Source organism: Flavobacterium sp. 270, assembly GCF_004368785.1.
GTDB lineage: Bacteria > Bacteroidota > Bacteroidia > Flavobacteriales > Flavobacteriaceae > Flavobacterium.
In genome coordinates this window covers 276,283-298,730 of sequence record NZ_SODM01000007.1, presented here as the reverse complement: position 1 = coordinate 298,730, position 22,448 = coordinate 276,283, and the positions used below count along the sequence as shown (strand labels likewise).

The window sequence follows — 22,448 nt, the reverse complement described above, 5'->3', positions numbered from 1 at the left end:
TTTGAAAACGATGAAAACATATATAAAATTATTTGCTATCTCAAGCTTATTCGTTTTAGGAGCTTGTTCTGGTGATTTTTTAGACACAGAACCTTCTACAACCAAAGTTGAAGAGAATTTTTATAAAACACCGGCAGACGCTTATCAGGGATTAGTTGCAATTTATGATGTATTGCAGCGTGAAGCTTACGGAGGACCTTTATTAATTAGCGAGCAGGCATCTGATGATTGTTTTGGAGGATATGGTATTGCCGATGCTCAGTCTGATATAGAATGGGATCGATTTTTATTTGTTTCGAATAAAGAAATGAATGCCGATGTTTGGAAATATGCTTATTTAGGAATTTACAGAGCCAACATTTTACTTGAAAATCTAAGTAAAGTAAACTGGGGAACAGATACAGCACTAAAAACCAGATACGAAGCAGAAGCTCGTTTTTTAAGAGCGCATTTCCATTTTATGGCAGCAAAAATGTTTGGCGATATCGTGCCTTTAGATCATACAATTGCAGCAAGCGAATTTTTACTACCAAGACAATCTGCAGAAGTAACGTATGCATTAATTGGTAACGATTTAAAATTTGCTGCAGATAATTTAAGCACAGACAATTATTCTCAAACAGGAAATGCCAATTACGGACGTATTACAAAATGGGCTGCAGAAGCGTATTTAGCAAGAACCTTTTTGTTCTACACAGGATATTACAAAAAAGTAGATTTGGCTGGAGTTGTAACCAAAGCACAAGCTGTAACTTATATCAATGATGCAGTAAGCAACAGCGGACACAATCTGGTTTCGGATTTTGCTAATCTTTGGCTTGCAGCGTCTTTCGATAAATTTGCTGGAGAAGACAATACAGAAATGGTTTGGGCTGTTCGTTTTAACGGTTCAGGAAAAGGAGATTGGAACTTAAACGAAGGAAACCGTTTTCAGGTAGATATTGCACCTCGTGGCGGCGCGATCGGACCTTATGCAACAGGATGGGGAGGAGCAACCGTAACGCCAAAATTATACAATGCTTACGAGCCGGGAGATACACGTAGAGATGCAACAATTATTGATTATAAAAATGAGACCTACAAAGGAAATCCTTTAAACTTTGATGCCGTGGCAAGAGAACAACGTCAGTACACAGGATATTCTTGGAAAAAATACTGTCCGATAAACAATGATGCAGGAACAAGTATCGTAGAGGCAAACGGTGGAAACTTTCAAATTGATAACTATCAGGATTATGCAATTATTCGTTTTTCTGATGTATTGTTAATGGCTGCTGAATTGAATTTTGAAGGAAATCCAGGACTTGCATTAGCAGATATCAACAGAGTTCGTGACAGAGCTTTTAAAGATACAAACCACAGATTAACAACGGCTAATTTTACTGTTCCGGCAATCATGAAAGAGCGTCAGTTAGAATTAGCACTAGAGGGATTACGTTATTTTGACTTAATCAGACAAGGAATGGATGTTACTAAAGCTGCAATTGACAATACAAATGCCGATGCTCAGTTTAATGTAACTTTTAGAACAGAAACACAAGGCTGGTTCCCATTACCGCAATCTCAAATAGTACTTTCAAACGGAACTATTTCACAAAATCCAGGTTGGTAATTAACTAAAAACAAATGATTATGAAACGTATATTATATATTTTAATAGCAGCAATAACCATAAGTTCGCTATTATTCTCATGCGAGGCAGTAGAAGATCGTGAGAGCCTGCCAGAAGTAACATTAACACCTTCAACCGTTAAGTTTTCGGTGACACAAAATACCACGAATAAAAACATTGTTATTCTAAAAAATGAAGATCCTGCCGTAGTGCCGTATTGGAGATATGTAGATGCAAGAGGAAATGAATTAGGGCATTCTAATAAAAGCGACGATCAGGTTACGCTTCCCTTTGCAGGAAAGTACACGATTTATTTTACAGCTTACACAAGAGGAGGTTCTGTAGATGCACCACCGGTAACATTGGATATTGCACAAAATGACGAAACGTATTTCAGCGACCCAAAATGGAAAATGCTAACAAACGGTGTAACCGGAAAAACCTGGGTTTTAGATTTTATAGATCCGGTTGGCTGGGCTGGTTTAGATTATCCTGGAAAAACTGGAGACAACTGGAACTGGTTTCCAGATTATGCAAGTAATTCATGGATTATGCCAAGCAAAGATTGGGGCGAAATGTATTTTGATTTAAATGGAGGTTACAACACTACAGTAAAACAAACGGCACTTACAACCGCTGCTCAGACAAACAAAACAGGAACATACGGTCTTGATATCGCCAACAATAAATTGGTTTTTAACGGAGGTGTAGAAATGCTTTACGGAGGAGATTACTATGGAGACTGCGCTATTTGGAACAGCGTAAAATTGGTTGAACTTACCGATAATTCATTACGCTTAGCCGTAATTCGTAATCAAAGTAGAACCGGCGAAGGAGTTTGTTTAATCGTTTTCCATTACAAACCAAAACGATAACCAATAAGCTGAAATAACAACGAAATGTTAATAGGTTATTATTAATTTTAAACTGCCGATAATTGATTTTTAGTCATTTATCGGTATGTTTATAATAATATTAAAAATAAAAAGCACCAACAACATGACGAATAAAAGAAAAAAAATAAGTAAAACAGTATCATTGTTAATGTTAACTGCGGGTATTTTATTAAGTTCTTGCAGCAAAAAAGAAGATGTTTTTGTCGATCGAAAAGTTTCTTTTAATTCAGATTGGAGCTTTCACCTAAACGATAGTATTGCAGATAAAGATACCATTGGTGCCACAACAAAATGGCGTACGCTAAATGTACCGCACGATTGGAGCATCGAAGGAAAATTTGATGAAAAAAGTCCGGCAGGTTACGGAGGTGGATCGCTGAATGGAGGCTTAGGCTGGTACAAAAAAACATTTAAAGTAAATGCCGAAGACAGCACAAAAGTAACTTCAATAACTTTTGACGGCGTTTACAAAAACAGCGAAGTCTGGATCAACGGACATTATTTAGGAAAACGTCCAAACGGTTACATTGGTTTTCAATATGAAATTTCCAAATACCTAAATTACGGAGACAAAAACAACGAAATAATTGTGAAGGTTGATAACTCAAAACAACCCAATTCACGTTGGTATTCTGGTTCTGGAATTTTTAGAAATGTCTGGATAGAAACTACCGATAAACTGCACGTAGCGCAATGGGGAACTTACATTACAACTCCAAAAGTTACGGCTGAAAAAGCTTCGGTAAATTTTGAAACTACAATTCAAAATCAAAATTCAGAATCAAAAAAAGCAACAATTACCACCACTATTTTTAAAGAAGATACCAAAGTAACATCCGTTACCCAAAATATTATAATTGGTGCAAATGCAAATCAGACAATAAAGCAATTAAGCGAAGTTGAAAATCCTGTTTTATGGTCAGTTGAAAAACCAGAATTGTATACAGCAGTTACAGAAATTTCGCTTGACGATAAAATTATAGATCAATACAAAACTAATTTCGGAATCAGAGATTTTAAGTTTGATGTAAACAAAGGTTTTATTTTGAATGGAAAACAAGTCAAAATAAAAGGAGTTTGCATGCATCATGATTTAGGACCGTTAGGTTCTGCAATTAACACGCGAGCCATCGAACGTCAATTGGAAATCCTAAAAGGAATGGGCGTAAACGGAATCAGAACTTCACACAATCCTCCCGCTCCTGAACTTTTAGAACTTTGTGATAAAATGGGTTTCATTGTCATGGATGAAGCTTTTGACATGTGGAAACAAAGCAAAACCAAATACGATTACGGAAACGATTGGGACAAATGGCACAAAAAAGATTTAGTTGATCAATTATTGAGAGACCGAAATCATCCAAGTGTTTTTATGTGGAGTATCGGAAATGAAATTCCGCAGCAATGGGACGAAAGCGGTGTAACAATTGCAAAAGAATTGGCTGTAATAACACGTCAATACGATAAAACTAGACCAGTTACCGCAGCGATGAATCCGCCGGTAAATATGAATATTGATGCGGTAACTTTACAATTTGAGCAAAAAAATGTTCAATTTAATCCCATTGCAAAATCAGGTGCGTTAGATCTTATCGGATACAATTATGCACATCAAACTTATCAATATCATCAAAAAAACTTCCCGGGAGTTCCGTTTATTGCAACCGAAACAACTTCAGGTTTAGAAACACGAGGTTATTATGACGCTGTTTCAGATACTATAAAAAAATGGCCGGTAAGATGGGATCTTAAATTTACAGAAGGAAATCCAGGAAACACTGTTTCGGCTTACGATCAGGTTCAGGCACCGTGGGGTTCTACGCACGAAGCAACTTGGAAAGTAATCAAAAAATACGATTTCCTTTCTGGAATGTACATTTGGACAGGTTTTGATTATATCGGTGAACCAACTCCGTACGAATGGCCGTCTGTAAGTTCTTATTTCGGAATTGTAGATTTAGCCGGTTTTCCGAAAGATGTGTATTATATGTACCAAAGCGAATGGACAGACAAAACCGTGCTGCACATTTTCCCACATTGGAACTGGAAAACCGGACAAACCGTTGACGTTTGGGCATATTATAATAATGCAGATGAGGTTGAACTTTTCTTAAACGGAAAATCAGTTGGAATTAGAAGTAAAAAAGGAGATGATTTACATGTAATGTGGAAAGTTCCTTTTCAACCCGGAACACTAAAAGCAGTTTCTCGTAAAAACGGAAAAACAGTTTTAGAAACCGAAATCAAAACAGCTGGAAATCCTTCAAACTTAAAACTAACAGCAGACAGAAGTACGATAAAAGCAGATGCAAACGACTTGTCTTTTGTCACCGTTGATATTTTAGACGATAAAGGAACTTTAGCTCCAAATGCCAATAACGAAATTCAATTTTCATTAAAAGGAAATGGAAAAATTGTCGGCGTTTGCAGCGGTGATCCGGTAAGTCACGAATCGTACAAAGGCACAAAACACACCGCATTAAACGGAAAATGTTTGGTGATAATACAATCCAGTAATAAAACAGGAAGATTAGAATTGACCGCTAAAGCGAATGGATTAAAAGAAGCTGCAATTGTAATTACAGCAGAATAATGATTCCAACTCCTGCAAGGTTTCCAAAACCTTGTAGGTATAAATAAGTCTGGAATAAGTAAAAAAATTAAACCTACAAGGTTTTGGAAACCTTGCAGGTTGGAAAAAATAAATAAAACAACCAATGAAAAACACACAGCTAAAAGCATTGTTTTCGATTGTTATTTTAGGATTTTTTGCAACGCCAAAAGCGACAGCACAAATCCAAAATGCAGACGTTTTAAACGCTCCTATAGATATCAGCAAAGATTTTCAGAATTACCTGAACACATTTTATTTTGCAGACGAACTGGCATCTTTTGATGCGGCAACAGGAAAAGGAACCATAAAATATTTGCGATACAACTATAAAACACGTCAGGCTTTCAACAACATGATGATGAAACCAGATGTTGAAAAAGCAAACGAATTTCCAACAACAGAATACGAAGAATCTCCGGTTTTGCCGTTTCAAATTCAATTTGTTTCAGACAGAACCATCAGAATAAAAACCACTTCAGGACCACAATTTCATCCACAAAAAGAGTCTTTGATGTTGATTGACGGCGTTGCGCCAAATCATCCTGAATTATGGAAATATTCTAAAATCGAAGGCGGTCATAAATATACAAGTGCACACGGTTCTGTAGAAATTTTGACAAAACCTTGGCATGTAAAAATCTACGATGAAAAAGGAAAATTGCTAACAAGCACACTTCACGATACCGATTTTAAAAACAGTTATACGCCAACACTTCCGTTTTCGTATGTTCGCAGAAACAGTGATTATTCGAGAAGTATGGGCGCAGCGTTTAGTTTAGAACCAGACGAAAAAATATTTGGTTGTGGAGAATCCTTCACACAATTCAACAAACGCGGACAAAAAGTAGTTTTATGGGCAGATGATGCCAATGGAATTCAGAATGAAACGATGTACAAACCCGTTCCGTTTTATATGAGCAGCCGTGGATATGGCGTTTTCATGCATCATTCAACACCAATTACAGTAGATTTCGGAAAATACTTTGGAAGCGCCAACGAAATGTACATTGGCGATGACGAAGCCGATTTATTTTTCTTTATCGGAGAACCAAAAGAAATTCTAGACGCTTATACAGATCTAACCGGAAAAGCTGCAATGCCGCCACTTTGGTCATTCGGTTTCTGGATGAGCCGTATTACCTATTTCACAGAAAAAGAAGGAAGAGAAGTAGCAAAAGACCTTCGTAAATATAAAATCCCAACAGATGTAATTCATTACGATACAGGGTGGTTTGATGTAGATTGGAGAAACAATTACGAGTTTGCAAAATCTCGTTTCCCAGACGCACAAAAAATGATGTCAGATCTAAAAGAAGATGGATTTCATATTTGTCTTTGGCAATTGCCGTATTTCACACCAAAGAACACGTTATTTCCAGAAATTATGGAAAAAGATTTGGCTGTAAAAGACCGCAAAGGAAATCTTCCTTACGAAGATGCCGTTTTAGATTTTTCAAACCCAGAAACTGTAACGTGGTATCAAGGAAAATTGAAAAAGCTATTCGATCAGGGCGTTTCGGTTTTCAAAGTAGATTTTGGAGAAGCTGCACCACCGGATGGAATTTATAAGTCTGGACGTACAGGTTTCTATGAGCATAATTTATACCCGCTTCGTTACAACAAAGCCGTTGCAGAAATTACTCAAAAAGAAAAAGGATACACCTTAATCTGGGCAAGAAGTACGTGGGCAGGAAGCCAGCGTTACCCATTACATTGGGGCGGTGACGCCGAAACTTCAAACGGAGCTATGTCTTCAGAATTAAGAGGCGGACTTTCGTTAGGATTAAGCGGTTTCAGTTTCTGGAGTCATGATGTTGGAGGTTTTGCAACAAAATCACCAGAGAATTTATACAGAAGATGGGCGCCATTCGGGATGTTTACTTCACACGTAAGAAGCCACGGCGAACCTCCGCGCGAACCTTGGTTGTACAGCAAAGATTTCTTGGAAGGATTTAGAAAAGCAGACAATATGCGTTACGAATTAATGCCATATATCTACGCGCAAGCCAAAGAAAGTTCTCAAAAAGGATTACCAATGATGCGTGCCTTATTTGTAGAATTTCCAAACGATCCGGGAGCTTGGTTAGTAGACAACGAATATTTATTCGGATCAAGTATTTTGGTTGCACCGCTTTTTGAAGAAGTTACAGAAAGAGATGTTTACCTTCCGGAAGGAACCTGGATTGATTATCAAACTAAAAAAGTATATCAAGCCGGATGGCATAAAATCAAAGCCGGCGATGTGCCAATCGTAGTTTTAGTAAAAGACGGAACTGCATTGCCTCACATTGGTTTAGCACAATCTACAAAAGATATGGATTGGAGTAAATTAACTTTAAAAGTATATGCCAGCGATGCAACAACTTCGGCGAAAGCCAAAGTCTATTTACCAGATGGCGATAAAGTTCAAGACATTACAGTAACCAAAAAAGGAAACAATTTTGAAGTAACTGCAAACCCATTAAATGGAAAAACCACTTTTAAAACGGAGTGGGTTAAATAAAAAAAGGTTTGCCACGAATTACACTAATTGCACGAATTTAATTAGTGGAGATTAGTGTAATTCGTGGCTAAAAAAATAAACACATAGAAACATAGGTTTTTGTTTGTGAATAAAAGGAAATAAAAAGAAACTAGTTTCTAACACATAGCTATGTGAATTTAAACAAATGAAATGCCTTTTTTAAAGATTCCAATGAACTATGATTCTATGTGTTAAAAAAATATTACACGAATTTTAATTAGTGAAAATTAGTGCAATTAGTGGCAAAAAAAACATCCCAAAAAGGATAAAAAATAAGTTTTTGTTGAGTTTTTAAATCGGGCGAAAGCTCACGCCTCGTCCGATTTATTATTATGAATAAAGAAAATATCATGAAAAAAAGTCTAATTCTCCCTGCCTTATTACTTTCAATTACGATTGGATACAGCCAGAAAAATACATACGAACTGGCTTCGCCGAACGGCCAGAATAAAATAAAATTCGAATTGGTAAAAAACGCTCCAAAGTATGCAGTATCACACGGAAAATCAGAAGTGATTACACCATCGGATATGGGGTTTTTATTAAAAGGAAATGAAGATTTAAGCACCAATTTTGAAATCAAAAATGTAAAAAACACTTCTTTTGATGAAGCTTGGGAACAGGTTTGGGGAGAAAAGAAAAATATCAGAAATCACTACAATCAGTTGGTAGTCGATTTACAGCAAAAAACAGGAAACAAACGCAAACTTCAAATTCAGTTCAGAGCTTTTGATGACGGAGTTGCTTTTAGATACGTTTATCCAAAACAAAATGTAAAAGACAGCATTTTTATTATGGATGAAAAAACGACTTTCAACTTAAAAGAAGACGGAAAAGCGTGGTGGATTCCGGCAAACAGAGAAAACCGCGACGAATATCTTTTTAAAGATGCGCCCGTAAGTACGCTTGATACCGTTTTAACTCCATTAACAATAGAAAGCAAAAACGGATTAGCATTAAGTTTTCACGAAGCAAATTTGAATGATTTCGCCAGTATGACTTTGGTGAACACAACTGGAACTCAATTAAAATCAGATTTGGTGCCGTGGGCGGATGGCGTAAAAGTTCGCGTAAAAGATACTTTTACTTCTTCTTGGAGAACCATTCAAATTGGCGAAAATCCGGGAGAATTAATTACTTCATATTTGATTTTGAATTTGAATGAGCCAAACCAATTAAAAAACACCGCGAATTATTTCAAACCTTATAAATACTTCGGAATCTGGTGGGGAATGCACATCGGGAAATATACGTTTTGGGAAAGCGACAAACAAGGTGCAACAACCAAACATGCGGAAGAATATATTGATTTTACTGCTAAAGAAGGATTTCATCATTTATTAATTGAAGGCTGGAACAAAGGCTGGACACCAGGCTGGTACGAAAATCGTATGCACATGTTTAGCTTCACAAAAAGCGCAGATAATTTTGATTTAGATAAAGTAGTTGCTTACGGAAAAAGTAAAAATGTTGAATTAATAGGATATCACGAAACGGGTTCGAACTTAATCAATTACTTAAAAGAAGTTGATGAAGGATTTGCTTTATACAAAAAGTTAGGAATTCATACCGTAAAAATCGGTCACGTAGGTTCAAAATTAAACATGAAACAAATGCACTTCGGTCAATTTGGAGTAAATTATTTCAGATACATTTTAGAAAAAGCAGCACAGTATGATTTAGCCGTTTTATACCACGAATCAATAAAAGATACAGGAGAAAGAAGAACTTTTCCAAATATGATTTCGAGAGAAGCAGCGCGCGGACAAGAATATAACGCTTGGAGCGAAGGAAATCCGCCAAATCACTTAACGATTATTCCGTTTACAAGATTACTTTCCGGACCAATGGATTTTACACCTGGAATTTTTGATGTTGAGGTAAAACAAGGATATCCGGGAAAAAGAATTCAGGGAACAGTAGGACAACAGTTGGCCTTATATGTAACGATTTATGCACCAATCCAAATGATGGCAGATCTTCCGGAAAATTATGAAGGAAAACCAGCTTTACAATTCTTAAAAGATGTTCCAACAGATTGGGAAGACACTAAAATCTTAGAAGGAAAAATAGGAGAATACATTACAACAGCAAGAAAAGACAGAAACAGCGCCGATTGGTATTTGGGAACTTTAACAAATGAAAATCCAAGAAATGTAGAAGTTTCACTATCATTCTTAGATCCAAAATTTAGTTACGAAGCACAAATTTATGTAGATGCCGAAGGAACAGATCAAAAACACAATCCGGAAGCAGTGGCGATTTCTAAGAAAATTGTAAAAGCTTCAGATAAATTGCAATTGAAATTAGGCGGTGCCGGAGGTGGTGCAGTAAGATTCAAAAAATTGTAGGTATCCTATAGAGAATAAAATATTTAGCCACAGATTAAAATGATTAAAAAGATTTTTTTATGCTCTCGCAGATTTAGCAGATCATAGAGATTTTTTCTGAGTAAAAAATATATACACAGTTAAAAAGATTTAAATCTGCATGATCTGCTAAATCTGCGAGAGAAAAGAAAAAATCCTTTTAATCTGTGGCAAAAAAACAAACCATTTTCAGATGAAAAAACTTTTAATAGCAGTAGTTTTAATTAGTTCAGTCCACTTAATTGGTCAAAACCGAATTATAAAAGTTGATTACAACAAATCGGCTGGGAAATTAAACACCATGTTCAAAGAATGCATTGGTGCCGGAAGAGCAAATGAAGGACTTCGTGCAGACTGGCAGCAACAATTGGCATTAGTGAAAAAAGAATGTGATTTTAAATACATTCGGTTTCATGGTTTATTGTCTGATGATATGGCGGTTTACAGAGAAGATTCAAAAGGAAATCCAGAATACAATTATCAATACGTTGATGTTTTATTCGATTATATTGTGAGTCTAAAAATGAAACCATTTGTAGAATTAGGTTTTATGCCAAATGCATTAGCGAGCGGAAAAGAAACCATTTTTTGGTGGCGCGGCAATGTTACGCCACCAAAAGATTATAAAAAATGGGAAGATTTAATAAAAAATCTAACACAGCATTTTAAAGAACGTTATGGAGATGAAGAAGTAAAAACATGGTATTTTGAAGTTTGGAACGAACCCAATCTTTCACCGGGATTTTGGACAGGAACACAAGCCGATTATTTCAAATTATACGAATATGCAGCACGCGGTATTAAAACCGTAAATCCAGCTTACAAAGTAGGCGGACCAGCAACAGCCGGAGCAGGATGGGTTCCCGAAACGATTGATTTTTGTGCAAAAAATAATGTTCCGTTAGATTTTATTTCGACACATACTTATGGCGTAAATCAAGGATATTTAGACGAATTCGGAACTTCTGGAACAGTTCTAAGTCAAGATCAAAATAGTATTAGCGGTGACGTTATCAATTCGCGCAAGCAGATTAGCAATTCGGCTAAACCAAATTTAGAATTGCATTACACAGAATGGAGTTCCTCTTATACGCCCGCAGATCCAATTCACGATAGTTACCACTCTGCCGCTTATATTCTGCAGAAATTAAAACAAGTTGGCAATGCTGCAAACTCTATGTCGTATTGGGTTTTTACCGATATTTTTGAAGAAGCAGGTCCAAGATTCACACCTTTTCACGGCGGTTTTGGTTTACTAAGTACGCAAGGAATTAAAAAACCGGCTTATTTTTCTTATTCATTACTAAATAAATTGGGCGAAACAGAACTTCAAAATCAAGATACTTCTTCTTGGGCATCAAAAAATGTAAAAGGTAATGTACAGCTTTTGTTTTGGGATTTTACAAATACGCATCCCGGAGAAAAAGTTTGGAATCAAACGTATTATGTTCAGGATCTTCCATCAAAAGAAAAAGGAACGGTGAAAATTGAAATTGACGGATTGCAAAAAGGAAAATATACTTTAGAAATTTACAAAGTTGGTTATAAAGTAAACGACGCTTACGCGGATTATCTGGCTATGAATAAACCAAGCCAATTAACTCGCCAGCAGGTAAATTCAATAAAAACCAAAAATAACGGCGCACCAATTTCAACAGAAAAAGTTACAATTGACACAAAAGGAACGTTTAGTAGAGAATTTAAAATTAAAGAAAATGACGTTGTATTTCTTAATTTTATTAAACAATAATAGACCACAAAAAACCACAAAAACAATAAATTATTAACTGTATTTAAAGAGGTGGAGTGAGGATTCAGAATCTTTAAAGCTAAAAAATCTAACTATTATCTATGAAAAACAAAATGATATACCTTTCGGCAGCATTGACTTTTGTATTATTTGCATCTTGTAAAAACGATACGCAATCTACGACTTCAGAAGCAGCACAGACCGAAGAATATATAGGAAAAGAAATCGGTACTGAACATGATGCCGAAATAGACAAATTGATTGCTCAAATGACAATCGAAGAAAAAGTTGGAATGCTTCACGGTAATAGTATGTTTGCCAACGCTGGCGTAAAACGTTTAGGAATTCCAGAATTAAAAATGGCAGACGGACCTTTGGGAGTTCGTGAAGAAATCTCGCGCGACAACTGGGCGCCAGCTGGATTAACAAATGATTTTGCAACTTATTATCCTGCGGGCGGTGCTTTGGCAGCAACTTTTAATACTGCGATGGCACATACTTTCGGAGCCAGTTTAGGAGAAGAATTACGTGCCAGAGACAAAGACATGTTACTTTCGCCAGCCATAAATATGGTAAGAACGCCGCTTGGAGGACGTACGTATGAATATATGTCTGAAGATCCGTTTTTGAATAAAAAAATTGCGGTGCCGTTGATCGTTGGTTTGCAGGAAAAAGACGTTATGGCGTGTGTAAAACATTTCGCAGCAAACAATCAGGAAACGAATCGTGATTTTGTCGATGTACAAATTGACGAACGTACACTTCGCGAAATTTATCTTCCAGCATTTGAAGCTTCAATAAAAGAAGCAAAATCGTATGCTATAATGGGCGCTTACAACAAATTTAGAGGCGAATATCTATGTGAAAACGATTATATGCTGAATAAAATCCTTCGTGACGAATGGGGATTTAAAGGAATTGTAGTTTCAGATTGGGCTGCAGTACATTCTACAGCAAAAACATTAAAAAATGGTTTGGATATCGAAATGGGAACTCCAAAACCGTTCAATGAATTTTTTCTTGCCGATAAATTATTAGCAGCAGTAAAATCTGGAGAAGTTTCTGAAGCTGAAATTAATCTGCATGTAAAACGTATTTTGAGAGTTTTATTTCAAGTTAAAGCAATGGGAGGCGGAACGCGTGCAAAGGGAAGTATTGCAACAGAAGCACATTATCAAGATGCATACAAAATTGCAGCAGAAGCAATTGTATTGTTGAAAAACGAAAACAATACGCTTCCATTAAAATTGGACGGCGTAAAATCGATTGCCGTAATCGGGAACAACGCAACCAAGAAAAATGCACTTGGCGGATTTGGTGCCGGAGTAAAAACAAAAAGAGAAGTTACACCGCTTGATGGTCTTAAAAACAGATTGCCTTCTTCAATAAAAATTAATTATGCAGAAGGATATTTAGAGCGTTATGACGAAAGAAATAAAGGAAACTTAGGAAATATTACTTCTACAGGACCAGTTACAATCGATAAATTGGATGATGCAAAAGTTCAGGAAGCAGTAGAAGCCGCTAAAAATTCTGATGTTGCAATCATTTTTGCAGGTTCAAACCGCGATTACGAAACAGAAGCTTCAGATCGTAGAGATTTACATTTGCCTTTTGGACAAGAAGAATTAATCAAAAAAGTAATGGCAGTAAACCCAAGAACAATCGTTGTTATGATTGCCGGCGCTCCTTTTGATGTAAATGAAGTAAGTCAAAAAACGAAAGCTTTGGTTTGGAGCTGGTTTAATGGTTCTGAAGGCGGAAATGCATTAGCAGATGTATTGTTAGGAAAAGTAAATCCGTCAGGAAAATTGCCGTGGACAATGCCTAAAAACATTATGGATTCTCCTGCACACGCTACAAAAAGTTTCCCTGGAGATAAAATCGTAAATTATGTCGAAGGAATTTTGATCGGTTACCGTTGGTTTGATACCAAAAATATAGCACCATTATATCCTTTCGGATTCGGATTATCGTACACCACTTTTTCTTTTGATAATGCTAAAGCAGACAAAACAGAATACGCACAAAACGATGTAATTGAAGTTTCTGTTGAAGTAAAAAACACCGGAAAAGTTGACGGAAAAGAAGTAGTACAATTGTATTCTTCAAAATCAGGTTCAAAAATTACACGTGCAGCGCAAGAACTTAAAGGTTTCCAAAAAACAGACGTAAAAGCAGGAAGTTCGAATACAGTAACAATAAAAGTTCCGGTAAAAGAATTAGCATATTACGATGTTGCGACTAAAAAATGGACCGTTGAACCCGGAAAATACATTCTGAAACTAGGAAATTCTTCAAGAGACATCAAAAAAGAAATCCCGGTAACAATCAAGTAATTTTTTTTTAAAACCATATAAGTGATATAAGTTCATTTAAAACCAAACTTATAATTCCTTACATCACTTATATGGTTTAAATTAAGCAAACCAAATTTTAAGTTTAAAATGAAAAAAACAATCAAAGATTACTTCATAACTGCCGTGTTTTTTATCTTTTTTGGAGGTGTTTTTGCCTGCAGTTCAGATAAAGAAACAGCAGAAATAACAGTTCCGGAAACAGTTGGATTATATCCGAGTTACAATACAAATCCAATTCCGGCAGATGCATCAGGAATGGGAAGTACAGCCGTACAATTAGCATCAAAAATAAAACTCGGCTGGAATATTGGTAATACTTTAGAAGCAACCGGCGGAGAAACTGCATGGGGAAATCCAAAAGTAACCAAATCCTTAATTGATGCCGTAAAAGCAAATGGTTTTAATGCCATAAGAATTCCATGTTCCTGGAATCAAAATATGGAAAACTCATCAACAGCAAAGATCAAAGCTGATTGGCTAAACAGAGTCAAAGAAGTCGTGCAATACTGTGTAGACAATGATATGTATGTTGTTGTTAACATTCACTGGGACGGTGGCTGGCTGGAAAACAATATTACCGAAGCCAAAAAAGTAGAAAACAACGCCAAACAAAAAGCCTTTTGGGAACAAATCGCAACAACTTTACGCGGCTTTGACGAACATTTACTTTTTGCAAGCGCCAACGAACCAGCAGTTGAAGATGCGACACAAATGGCAGTTTTAACATCTTATCACCAAACTTTTATAGATGCCGTTCGTTCTACAGGCGGAAAAAACTCATATCGTACATTAGTAGTTCAAGGTCCAACAACAGACATCGAAAAAACCAATAAATTAATGACAACATTACCAACTGATAAAGCCACAAGCCGAATGATGGTCGAAGTTCATTATTATGCACCGTGGAATTTTGGAGGTTTAACCAAAGACGAATCTTGGGGAAAAATGTTTTATTATTGGGGAGCCAATTATCACTCGACAACCGATACAGAGCGAAATGCAACTTGGGGAGAAGAAGCCGATTTAGAAAAGAATTTTAAATTAATGAAAACTCAATTTGTAGACAAAGGAATTCCGGTTTTGTTAGGAGAATTTGGAGCAATCCGCAGATCGAGTTTAACCGGAGATGCGTTAACTTTACATCTAAAATCTAGAGCCTATTATCTTAAAACGGTTGTAAAACAAGCAAAAGCAAATGGCTTATTACCTTTTTATTGGGACGAAGGAAATCTTGGTAACAATGGTTTTGGAATTATCAATAGAAGTAACAATACTGTCTTCGATACTCAGGCATTAAGCGCCATGATAGAAGGCTTGCAGTAAAAAAATAAATAAATTAACCATATAAGTGATATAAGAAAACATAAGCGCAGAATTGAATCTAAACTTAAATTTTCTTATATCACTTATATGGTTTAAAACAATTTACAACTATGAAAAAGCAAATAATCTTTCTTTTTTTATTCGTCAGCATAATTGCAAATGCAAATGTAAAAATGCCTTTGGTTTTTTCAGACGGAATGGTTTTGCAGCGCAATAAAGAAATTCCGGTTTGGGGCTGGGCAGATCCAAATGAAAAAGTCGAAGTTAAATTCAACAAACAAACCAAAACCATTCAAGCCGACAAAAACGGAAAATGGATCGTAAATTTAAATGCCGAAAAAGCCGGCGGTCCATTCGAATTAATCATTACAGGAAAAAACAAAATCACAATAAAAGATGTTTTGGTTGGCGAAGTCTGGATTTGCAGCGGACAATCGAATATGGAATTTCAGGTTTTTAAAACCATAAATGCCCAGAAAGAAATTGCAGATTCAAATTATCCAATGATTCGTCATTTTGGTGTTGCACAAGATTTAAGCGGAAAGCCAAAAGACGATTTAAAATCGGCAAAATGGGAAGTTTCCAACAAAGAAAACGTTGGCAATTTTACAGCAGTAGGTTATTTTTTCGCTAAAAAATTATATGCAGAATTAAAAATCCCAATCGGAATCATCAACACTTCCTGGGGAGGCACAAACGTAGAAACCTGGACAAGTCGCGAAGCATTTCAAAACAGCAATGAATTTAAAGCTATGATTGCAGATGTTCCGGTTTTAAACATGGATTCGATCTCAAAAATGTACGCGCAAAAAATGAAAAAAAGAGTCGAAAAGATTCAGGGAACAGAAGTAAGTACAGTAAACGAAAATACTTTTAAAGATTTAGATTTCAACGATACAGCTTGGGGCCAACTAAACACGCCAAGTTTATGGGAAAATCAACCTCTAGGAGATTTAGACGGCGTAGTCTGGATGCGTAAAACCATTACATTAACTGCCGAAGACCTAAAAAATAAAGCCATTTTAAGCCTTGCAAAAATCGACGACGAAGACATTACGTATGTAAACGGAATCGAGGTTGGAAAAAACACACAATACGATCTTAAAAGAGTGTACTCAATTCCAGATAATATTTTAAAAGAAGGAAAAAATGTAATCGCCGTAAGAATTGTAGACAACAGTGGCGGTGGCGGCATTTACGGAGAAAAAGAAGATTTAAAATTAACCATCGGAAGTAAAGTTATTCCGCTTGACGGAAATTGGAAATTTAGAGTAATTGTCGTAAAAACATCACTTTCGCCAAATAGTTATCCATCATTATTATATAATGCAATGGTAAATCCGCTGGTTCCGTATGCATTTCAAGGTGTTTTATGGTATCAGGGCGAGGCCAATGTCTGGAGAGCAAAAGAATACAAAAAAGCATTTCCGTTAATGATTACAGATTGGAGAACAAAATTCAAACAAGGCAATTTTCCTTTCTACTTTGTGCAATTGGCCACTTTTGACGAGTTTGGCGGCAACAGCCAAAAAGGAAGCCGTTGGGCAGAACTTCGCGAAGCACAACAAGAAACCTTAAAATTACCAAACACGGGAATGGCTGTTACAACCGATATTGGGAACGCAAAAGACATTCACCCAACCAACAAACAAGATGTCGGTTTACGTTTGGCAGCAATTGCATTAAATAATGTTTACGGTAAAAAACAAGTTTACAGCGGTCCAACTTACAAATCTCAGGAAATAAAAGGAAACCAAATTATTCTGACTTTCGATAATACTGGAAGCGGACTATCAACACCAAATAACGCTGAATTAAAAGGTTTCGAAATCGCTGGAGAAGACAAAATTTTTCATGCCGCAAAATCGATAATAAAAGACAATAAAATAATCGTTTCCAGCGATCAGGTTCAAAATCCCGTTGCTGTACATTACGGCTGGGCAGACGACGACACGAATATAAATCTTTACAACAAAGAAAAATTTCCCGCATCGCCATTCAGAACCGATAATTGGGAAATGATAACTGCAAACGAAAAATATAAAGTCAGTAAATAAAATCATTAGGGCGTGACCCCATCCCGATAAGCGGGCAAACCTACTTTGCGCGTATTCGCCCGCTTATCGGGATGGCGTCGGGCTATCCGCACTACTTCGGTAGTTTGCTCCTATCCCTCACGCGCGCATATTGGGTTTTAAAAATTTAAAAAGAAGTTCATAGAAAATACTTATTTATCGCCACAGCATCACATCAAAACAAAAATTCACTAAAAAAGTCAAAAGCATCCATTAAAAATTAAAAATCATCCATGTTTATCTTCATAGAAACCACTAATATTGTGAATGCCAATATCCACAAATGAATTCTATTAAAATGAAAACCAAAAACAATCCGCTTATGAAATCAAACTTCATAAAAAAACTAATATTCCTTCTCGTATTCATTACTTTTAGTGGAAAAGGCACAGCCCAATCTTCTCAAAAACTCTGGTACAATCAGTCCGCAGAATTCTTTGAAGAAAGTTTGGTTTTAGGAAATGGAAAATTAGGAGCAACCGTTTTTGGAGGCGTTAACCTAGATAAAATATATCTAAACGATGCTACACTTTGGTCGGGAGAACCCGTAAACGCAAACATGAATCCCGAAGCCTACAAAAATATTCCGGCGATTCGCGAAGCTTTAAAAAACGAAGACTACAAACTTGCAGAAGAACTCAATAAAAAACTTCAGGGAAAAAACTCAGAATCATTTGCACCTTTAGGAACATTAGAAATTAGCAATTTTGAAAAAGGAAAAGCGAGCAATTATTACAGAGAACTTGATCTTTCTACTGCGACATCAAAAGTGAGTTATGAAATGGACGGTGTAAAATTTACCCGCGAATATTTCGTTTCGGCGCCAGATCAAATAATGGTAATCAAACTGACAAGCAGTGAAAAAGGCGCTTTAAATTTTGATATTAATTTAAGGAGCTTATTAACTTCAAATATCGAAGTAAGAGGAAATATTTTGGTAATGACAGGCACTGCGCCCATTCATGAAAATGCCGGATATACGGTTTTACCAAAATACAAAGACGTAAAAGAAAGAGGAACAAAATTTACAACCTTACTCCAAATCAAAAATCAAGACGGAAAAGTTACGGGTTCTAACACAACGCTGACTTTAAAAGATGCAACAGAAGCTTATATCTATGTTTCTGTCGCAACAAGTTTTAATGGTTTTGACAAAAATCCTGCAACCGAAGGAGTAGATGATGTAAGAACGGCATTGCAAAACCTAAACAATGCCTTTGCAAAAGGATTTGATAAATTAAAAGAAAACCACATTGCCGATTATCAGAATTTTTACAACAGAGTAAAGTTAGATTTAGGAAAAACAACAGCACCAGATTTACCAACAGACAAACGTTTATTGCGTTATGCCGACGGTGAAGAAGATAAAAACTTAGAAATTCTGTATTTTAATTACGGTCGTTATTTATTAATTAGCTCTTCCAGAACGATGGGCGTTCCGGCCAATTTACAAGGAATTTGGAATCCGTATTTAAATCCGCCGTGGAGCAGTAATTATACCATGAATATTAATGTGGAAGAAAATTACTGGCTGGCAGAAAATACCAATCTTTCAGAAATGCATCTGCCATTATTGAGCTTTATAAAAAATCTTTCGGTAACCGGAAAAGTCACTGCAAAGACTTTTTACGGCATAAACGAAGGCTGGGCAGCGGGGCACAATTCTGATATTTGGGCAATGACAAACCCAGTTGGTCAATTCGGAAAAGAAGAACCAATGTGGGCTTGCTGGCCAATGGCAGGCGCGTGGCTGAGTACACACATTTGGGAACATTATGTTTTTACGCAGGATAAAGATTATTTAAGAAAAGAAGGTTATCCTTTGATGAAAGGTGCATCCGAATTCTTTTTAGGCTGGATGGTTACCGATAAAAACGGAAATTTAATCACTTCGCCATCAACTTCACCAGAAAACCAATATAAACTGGCAGATGGTTTTGTCGGTGCAACATTATATGGCGGAACAGCTGATTTGGCAATGATTCGCGAATGTTTTGATAAAACAATAAAAGCGTCAAAAGTGCTAAATACAGATTCAGATTTTAGAACAAAATTAGAAACGGCACTTTCTAAATTACATCCGTATCAAATTGGTAAAAAAGGAAATCTACAGGAATGGTATTTTGACTGGGACGATAAAGATCCGAAACACCGTCATCAATCACAATTGTTTGGACTTTTTCCAGGAAATCATATTACACCATTAAAAACGCCTGATTTAGCCAATGCTTCAAGACAAACACTCGAAATAAAAGGCGACGAAACTACAGGCTGGTCAAAAGGCTGGAGAATTAATCTTTGGGCTAGACTTTGGGACGGAAACCGTGCTTATAAAATGTTCCGCGAATTATTACGTTACGTAGATCCAGACGGCAAAAAAGTCGAAAAACCAAGAAGAGGAGGAGGAACGTATCCGAATTTATTTGACGCACATCCGCCGTTTCAAATTGATGGAAATTTTGGTGGAACTGCAGCTGTTGCCGAAATGTTGGTGCAATCTGATGAAAACGAAATCAGATTACTTCCGGCTTTACCAGACGCTTGGGAAACGGGATCTGTAAAAGGGCTGTGTGTTCGCGGCGGTTTTGAAATTGAAATGGAATGGAGTAATAAAAAATTAACCAAAACAATTGTTTCTTCTAAAAAAGGAGGAAAAACAACTTTGATTTTTGGCGATAAAAAGCAAGATATCACTTTAAAAAAGGGAGAAAAAATAGAGGTTGCTTGGTAAATTTAGAACGTAATTCATTCATTTCATGATAATAAGTTTTTTGAATTTTTGTTCGAAACTTATTTTGAGTAACTTTGATGAAACAATAATTCTAAGATTATGGCTTATAATCCGACAACAGTAGCGAATTATTTTATAGGTAAATATTCCAAAACGGGAAATCTTACGCCTATGAAAGTAATTAAACTCACTTATATCGCTTATGGATGGTACCTGGCTCTAACGGATAAAAAAGACAGATTAATTGACGAGAAACCTCTTGCCTGGGATTTTGGGCCTGTTTTTCCGTCTTTATATTATAGTATTAAGCAGTATAAGAAAAATATAATTACAGAGAAGATTCCGAATCCTGTAAGTAATGAAAGAATTTCCGGCGACGACGAAAAGTTTTTGGATAAAATATGGGAACTCTACGGAAGATTTGATGGTATTTATTTGAGTGCTTTAACGCACACGGAAGGAAGTCCTTGGACAAAGGTTTATCGTAAAGACATGAATGCAGTGATCTCAGACGATGATATTTTTGACCACTACAAAACCAAACTAAAACCAATTTCTCTATAAGATGACCCTGGATCTTAACCGAATTTCAATTGACAGCTATTCGTCATTAACTCCCCAAGACTTGACGAATGCCAGAACTCAGAATCAAATTCTTGAGGATCGGTTAGGGAGTGCAAAAGTGGGTAGATTTTTAGAAGATACCAGACTTAGAAGATACTTAACGTATATCTTTTCGTTTATTATTTTTCTGTGGCTAGCTTCTGTAATTTCGATTTTATACTTTAATCACAATTTACTGAATCTGAATCTTTCAGATAGCGTACTGATTACTTTATTGACAACGACATCAATAAATGTGATAGGAATGATGTTAATTATTCTGAAAAATTTATTTCCGCAGCCTAAAGTTTTGGAATAAAAATTAACGCTATTCTTCTTTTTTATCTTCGTTAGATTCTGTTTTCTGAGAATGACTTTCTTTAAAATTCTCGTACCATTTTTCTATCGAAGGATAAACGAAAGCAGCAACTTTCTTAATTGGATTGTAAAAGATAGATTTATCTAAAGTTTCCTTTTTAGCAAAAGTATTATCAAAGTTTATTTTCTCAAAAAGAGCAATAAAAACACTCAGAATTAGAATTGTTTTTAAGACTCTGAAAAAACTTCCGCCTAATTTATTGATTAAGCCAAGCTGCGCAAAATCAGCAACTCCGGTTAAGAATTTCGCCAATAAATAAACCGCAACAACAACTAAAATAAAAGTCAGGATAAAAGCTGTAATCTGAATATTAGAAGGATTCCAACTTACGTGTTTTGCAATAATATCTCTCATAAACGAAGAGAATTTTATCGCTAAATAAATTCCCAGCACTAAAGAAACAAAAGAAGCAATTTCTACAAAAAGACCGTTTTTAAAACCTTTGTAAATACTAAAAGCCAAAAGCGCTCCCAAAATAATATCTAAAAAACTCATATTCTAATTTGTTGTTTAATCAGGCGCAAATATAGATTTTTTTAGGGACAGAGGTTCAAAGTAACAAAGTGAGAAAGGCTTTTGTATTTAAAAGTAGTTTTAGAAAAGCGAGCTTTCACACATAACTATGTTTATTTAAACAAATTGAAATGCCTTTTAAGACAATTCAAACTTTGAATCGATGTGTTAAAAACATGTACGAAGCTTATATGTGTATTTTATAGAAAGTGTCCGTATCTTTGCAAAACTAATTTTAGAATTCAGATTGCAGATTTTAGATTAAATAATCATTAAAATCAACCCGCAATCAAAATCTAAAATCTAAAATCATAAATTAAATGTCCAGAGATACACAACTAAAAGAGCGATGGGAAAAGCTCGTCGATATACTTTCAAATCAATTTTCGCAGGGAGAAGACCTTGATCTAGATGCTATTATTTACTTAATCGGAGTTCAGGAACTCGGTAAAGTACACCGCGAATTTAAAAAAGATGAAAAATTAAACTTAATGCACATTGCAATCTGCAGATTATTAGAACCGTATGGTTTTTACGAATTTGAATTTTTTGATGAAGAAGGCTGGCCGCATTACAAAGTAAAAGAAGAGTTACCGCCTTTAAAAGCGGGCGAACAATCTGTTTTGATGAAAGAGGCAATTGTAAATTATTTTTTAGAAAGAAACCTTATTGAATAAATTTTAGATTTTAGAGTGTAGA

The 22,448-nt window shown here is 35.9% G+C and carries 14 protein-coding genes; 13 read left to right on the top strand and 1 reads right to left on the bottom strand.

Annotated elements, in window-relative coordinates; genetic code table 11:
• Nucleotides 1–10 precede the first annotated feature (10 nt).
• The 12 genes from EV144_RS22575 (at nucleotide 11) to EV144_RS22520 (ending at nucleotide 21,176) form a co-directional block, all read left to right on the top strand.
• Nucleotides 11–1,612 (top strand): RagB/SusD family nutrient uptake outer membrane protein, encoded by a 1,602-nt coding sequence (locus EV144_RS22575; RefSeq protein ID WP_134151399.1) that lies wholly within the window; start codon nucleotides 11–13, stop codon nucleotides 1,610–1,612.
• A 20-nt stretch (nucleotides 1,613–1,632) separates the two neighbouring features.
• The gene (locus EV144_RS22570) at nucleotides 1,633–2,487 is read left to right on the top strand and encodes a hypothetical protein (protein WP_134151398.1); all 855 of its coding nucleotides are present in this window, start codon (nucleotides 1,633–1,635) and stop codon (nucleotides 2,485–2,487) included.
• A 124-nt stretch (nucleotides 2,488–2,611) separates the two neighbouring features.
• The gene (locus tag EV144_RS22565; protein WP_134151397.1) at nucleotides 2,612–5,101 is read left to right on the top strand and encodes a glycoside hydrolase family 2 TIM barrel-domain containing protein; all 2,490 of its coding nucleotides are present in this window, start codon (nucleotides 2,612–2,614) and stop codon (nucleotides 5,099–5,101) included.
• A 124-nt stretch (nucleotides 5,102–5,225) separates the two neighbouring features.
• Nucleotides 5,226–7,625 carry an alpha-xylosidase gene (locus EV144_RS22560; RefSeq protein WP_134151396.1) on the top strand — a complete coding sequence of 800 codons (2,400 nt, stop codon included), beginning with the start codon at nucleotides 5,226–5,228 and terminating at the stop codon, nucleotides 7,623–7,625.
• Between the two features lie 371 nt (nucleotides 7,626–7,996).
• A complete protein-coding gene (locus tag EV144_RS22555) occupies nucleotides 7,997–9,997 on the top strand; it encodes a glycoside hydrolase family 97 protein (RefSeq protein WP_134151395.1) in 2,001 nt (666 codons plus the stop codon).
• A gap of 211 nt (nucleotides 9,998–10,208) precedes the next feature.
• Nucleotides 10,209–11,765, top strand: coding sequence for a GH39 family glycosyl hydrolase (locus tag EV144_RS22550; RefSeq protein WP_134151394.1), 1,557 nt, complete (start codon nucleotides 10,209–10,211; stop codon nucleotides 11,763–11,765).
• A gap of 101 nt (nucleotides 11,766–11,866) precedes the next feature.
• Nucleotides 11,867–14,104 (top strand): glycoside hydrolase family 3 C-terminal domain-containing protein, encoded by a 2,238-nt coding sequence (locus EV144_RS22545; RefSeq protein ID WP_134151393.1) that lies wholly within the window; start codon nucleotides 11,867–11,869, stop codon nucleotides 14,102–14,104.
• A gap of 108 nt (nucleotides 14,105–14,212) precedes the next feature.
• Complete coding sequence (locus tag EV144_RS22540) at nucleotides 14,213–15,448, top strand: glycoside hydrolase family 5 protein (protein WP_208326875.1); 1,236 nt, start codon at nucleotides 14,213–14,215, stop codon at nucleotides 15,446–15,448.
• 110 nt (nucleotides 15,449–15,558) lie between these two features.
• Nucleotides 15,559–17,505 (top strand): sialate O-acetylesterase, encoded by a 1,947-nt coding sequence (locus EV144_RS22535; RefSeq protein WP_134151392.1) that lies wholly within the window; start codon nucleotides 15,559–15,561, stop codon nucleotides 17,503–17,505.
• Nucleotides 17,506–17,845: 340 nt separating this feature from the next.
• Nucleotides 17,846–20,254 carry a glycosyl hydrolase family 95 catalytic domain-containing protein gene (locus EV144_RS22530; protein ID WP_134151391.1) on the top strand — a complete coding sequence of 803 codons (2,409 nt, stop codon included), beginning with the start codon at nucleotides 17,846–17,848 and terminating at the stop codon, nucleotides 20,252–20,254.
• Nucleotides 20,255–20,353: 99 nt separating this feature from the next.
• On the top strand, nucleotides 20,354–20,818 hold the full coding sequence (locus EV144_RS22525) for a Panacea domain-containing protein (protein WP_134151390.1): 465 nt from the start codon (nucleotides 20,354–20,356) through the stop codon (nucleotides 20,816–20,818).
• A 1-nt stretch (nucleotide 20,819) separates the two neighbouring features.
• The gene (locus tag EV144_RS22520; protein ID WP_134151389.1) at nucleotides 20,820–21,176 is read left to right on the top strand and encodes a hypothetical protein; all 357 of its coding nucleotides are present in this window, start codon (nucleotides 20,820–20,822) and stop codon (nucleotides 21,174–21,176) included.
• Nucleotides 21,177–21,185: 9 nt separating this feature from the next.
• On the opposite strand, the gene EV144_RS22515 is transcribed toward EV144_RS22520, so the two are convergent.
• Nucleotides 21,186–21,731: a CvpA family protein gene (locus EV144_RS22515; RefSeq protein ID WP_134151388.1), complete on the bottom strand. Its 546-nt coding sequence runs from the start codon at nucleotides 21,729–21,731 to the stop codon at nucleotides 21,186–21,188.
• Between the two features lie 338 nt (nucleotides 21,732–22,069).
• Here EV144_RS22515 and EV144_RS22510 point away from each other — a divergent pair, with 338 nt between their 5' ends.
• Nucleotides 22,070–22,426, top strand: coding sequence for a hypothetical protein (locus EV144_RS22510; protein WP_134151387.1), 357 nt, complete (start codon nucleotides 22,070–22,072; stop codon nucleotides 22,424–22,426).
• The last annotated feature ends 22 nt before the right edge of the window (nucleotides 22,427–22,448 follow it).

What these genes read in the sequence shown, in the direction of transcription:
- EV144_RS22520 (WP_134151389.1), top strand. Translation starts at nt 20,820, where the DNA reads ATGACCCTGGATCTTAACCGAATTTCAATTGACAGCTATTCGTCATTA.
- EV144_RS22560 (WP_134151396.1), top strand. Translation starts at nt 5,226, where the DNA reads ATGAAAAACACACAGCTAAAAGCATTGTTTTCGATTGTTATTTTAGGA.
- EV144_RS22565 (WP_134151397.1), top strand. Translation starts at nt 2,612, where the DNA reads ATGACGAATAAAAGAAAAAAAATAAGTAAAACAGTATCATTGTTAATG.
- EV144_RS22575 (WP_134151399.1), top strand. Translation starts at nt 11, where the DNA reads ATGAAAACATATATAAAATTATTTGCTATCTCAAGCTTATTCGTTTTA.
- EV144_RS22525 (WP_134151390.1), top strand. Translation starts at nt 20,354, where the DNA reads ATGGCTTATAATCCGACAACAGTAGCGAATTATTTTATAGGTAAATAT.
- EV144_RS22570 (WP_134151398.1), top strand. Translation starts at nt 1,633, where the DNA reads ATGAAACGTATATTATATATTTTAATAGCAGCAATAACCATAAGTTCG.
- EV144_RS22545 (WP_134151393.1), top strand. Translation starts at nt 11,867, where the DNA reads ATGAAAAACAAAATGATATACCTTTCGGCAGCATTGACTTTTGTATTA.
- EV144_RS22510 (WP_134151387.1), top strand. Translation starts at nt 22,070, where the DNA reads ATGTCCAGAGATACACAACTAAAAGAGCGATGGGAAAAGCTCGTCGAT.
- EV144_RS22550 (WP_134151394.1), top strand. Translation starts at nt 10,209, where the DNA reads ATGAAAAAACTTTTAATAGCAGTAGTTTTAATTAGTTCAGTCCACTTA.
- EV144_RS22515 (WP_134151388.1), bottom strand. Translation starts at nt 21,731, where the DNA reads ATGAGTTTTTTAGATATTATTTTGGGAGCGCTTTTGGCTTTTAGTATT.
- EV144_RS22555 (WP_134151395.1), top strand. Translation starts at nt 7,997, where the DNA reads ATGAAAAAAAGTCTAATTCTCCCTGCCTTATTACTTTCAATTACGATT.
- EV144_RS22535 (WP_134151392.1), top strand. Translation starts at nt 15,559, where the DNA reads ATGAAAAAGCAAATAATCTTTCTTTTTTTATTCGTCAGCATAATTGCA.
- EV144_RS22540 (WP_208326875.1), top strand. Translation starts at nt 14,213, where the DNA reads ATGAAAAAAACAATCAAAGATTACTTCATAACTGCCGTGTTTTTTATC.
- EV144_RS22530 (WP_134151391.1), top strand. Translation starts at nt 17,846, where the DNA reads ATGAAATCAAACTTCATAAAAAAACTAATATTCCTTCTCGTATTCATT.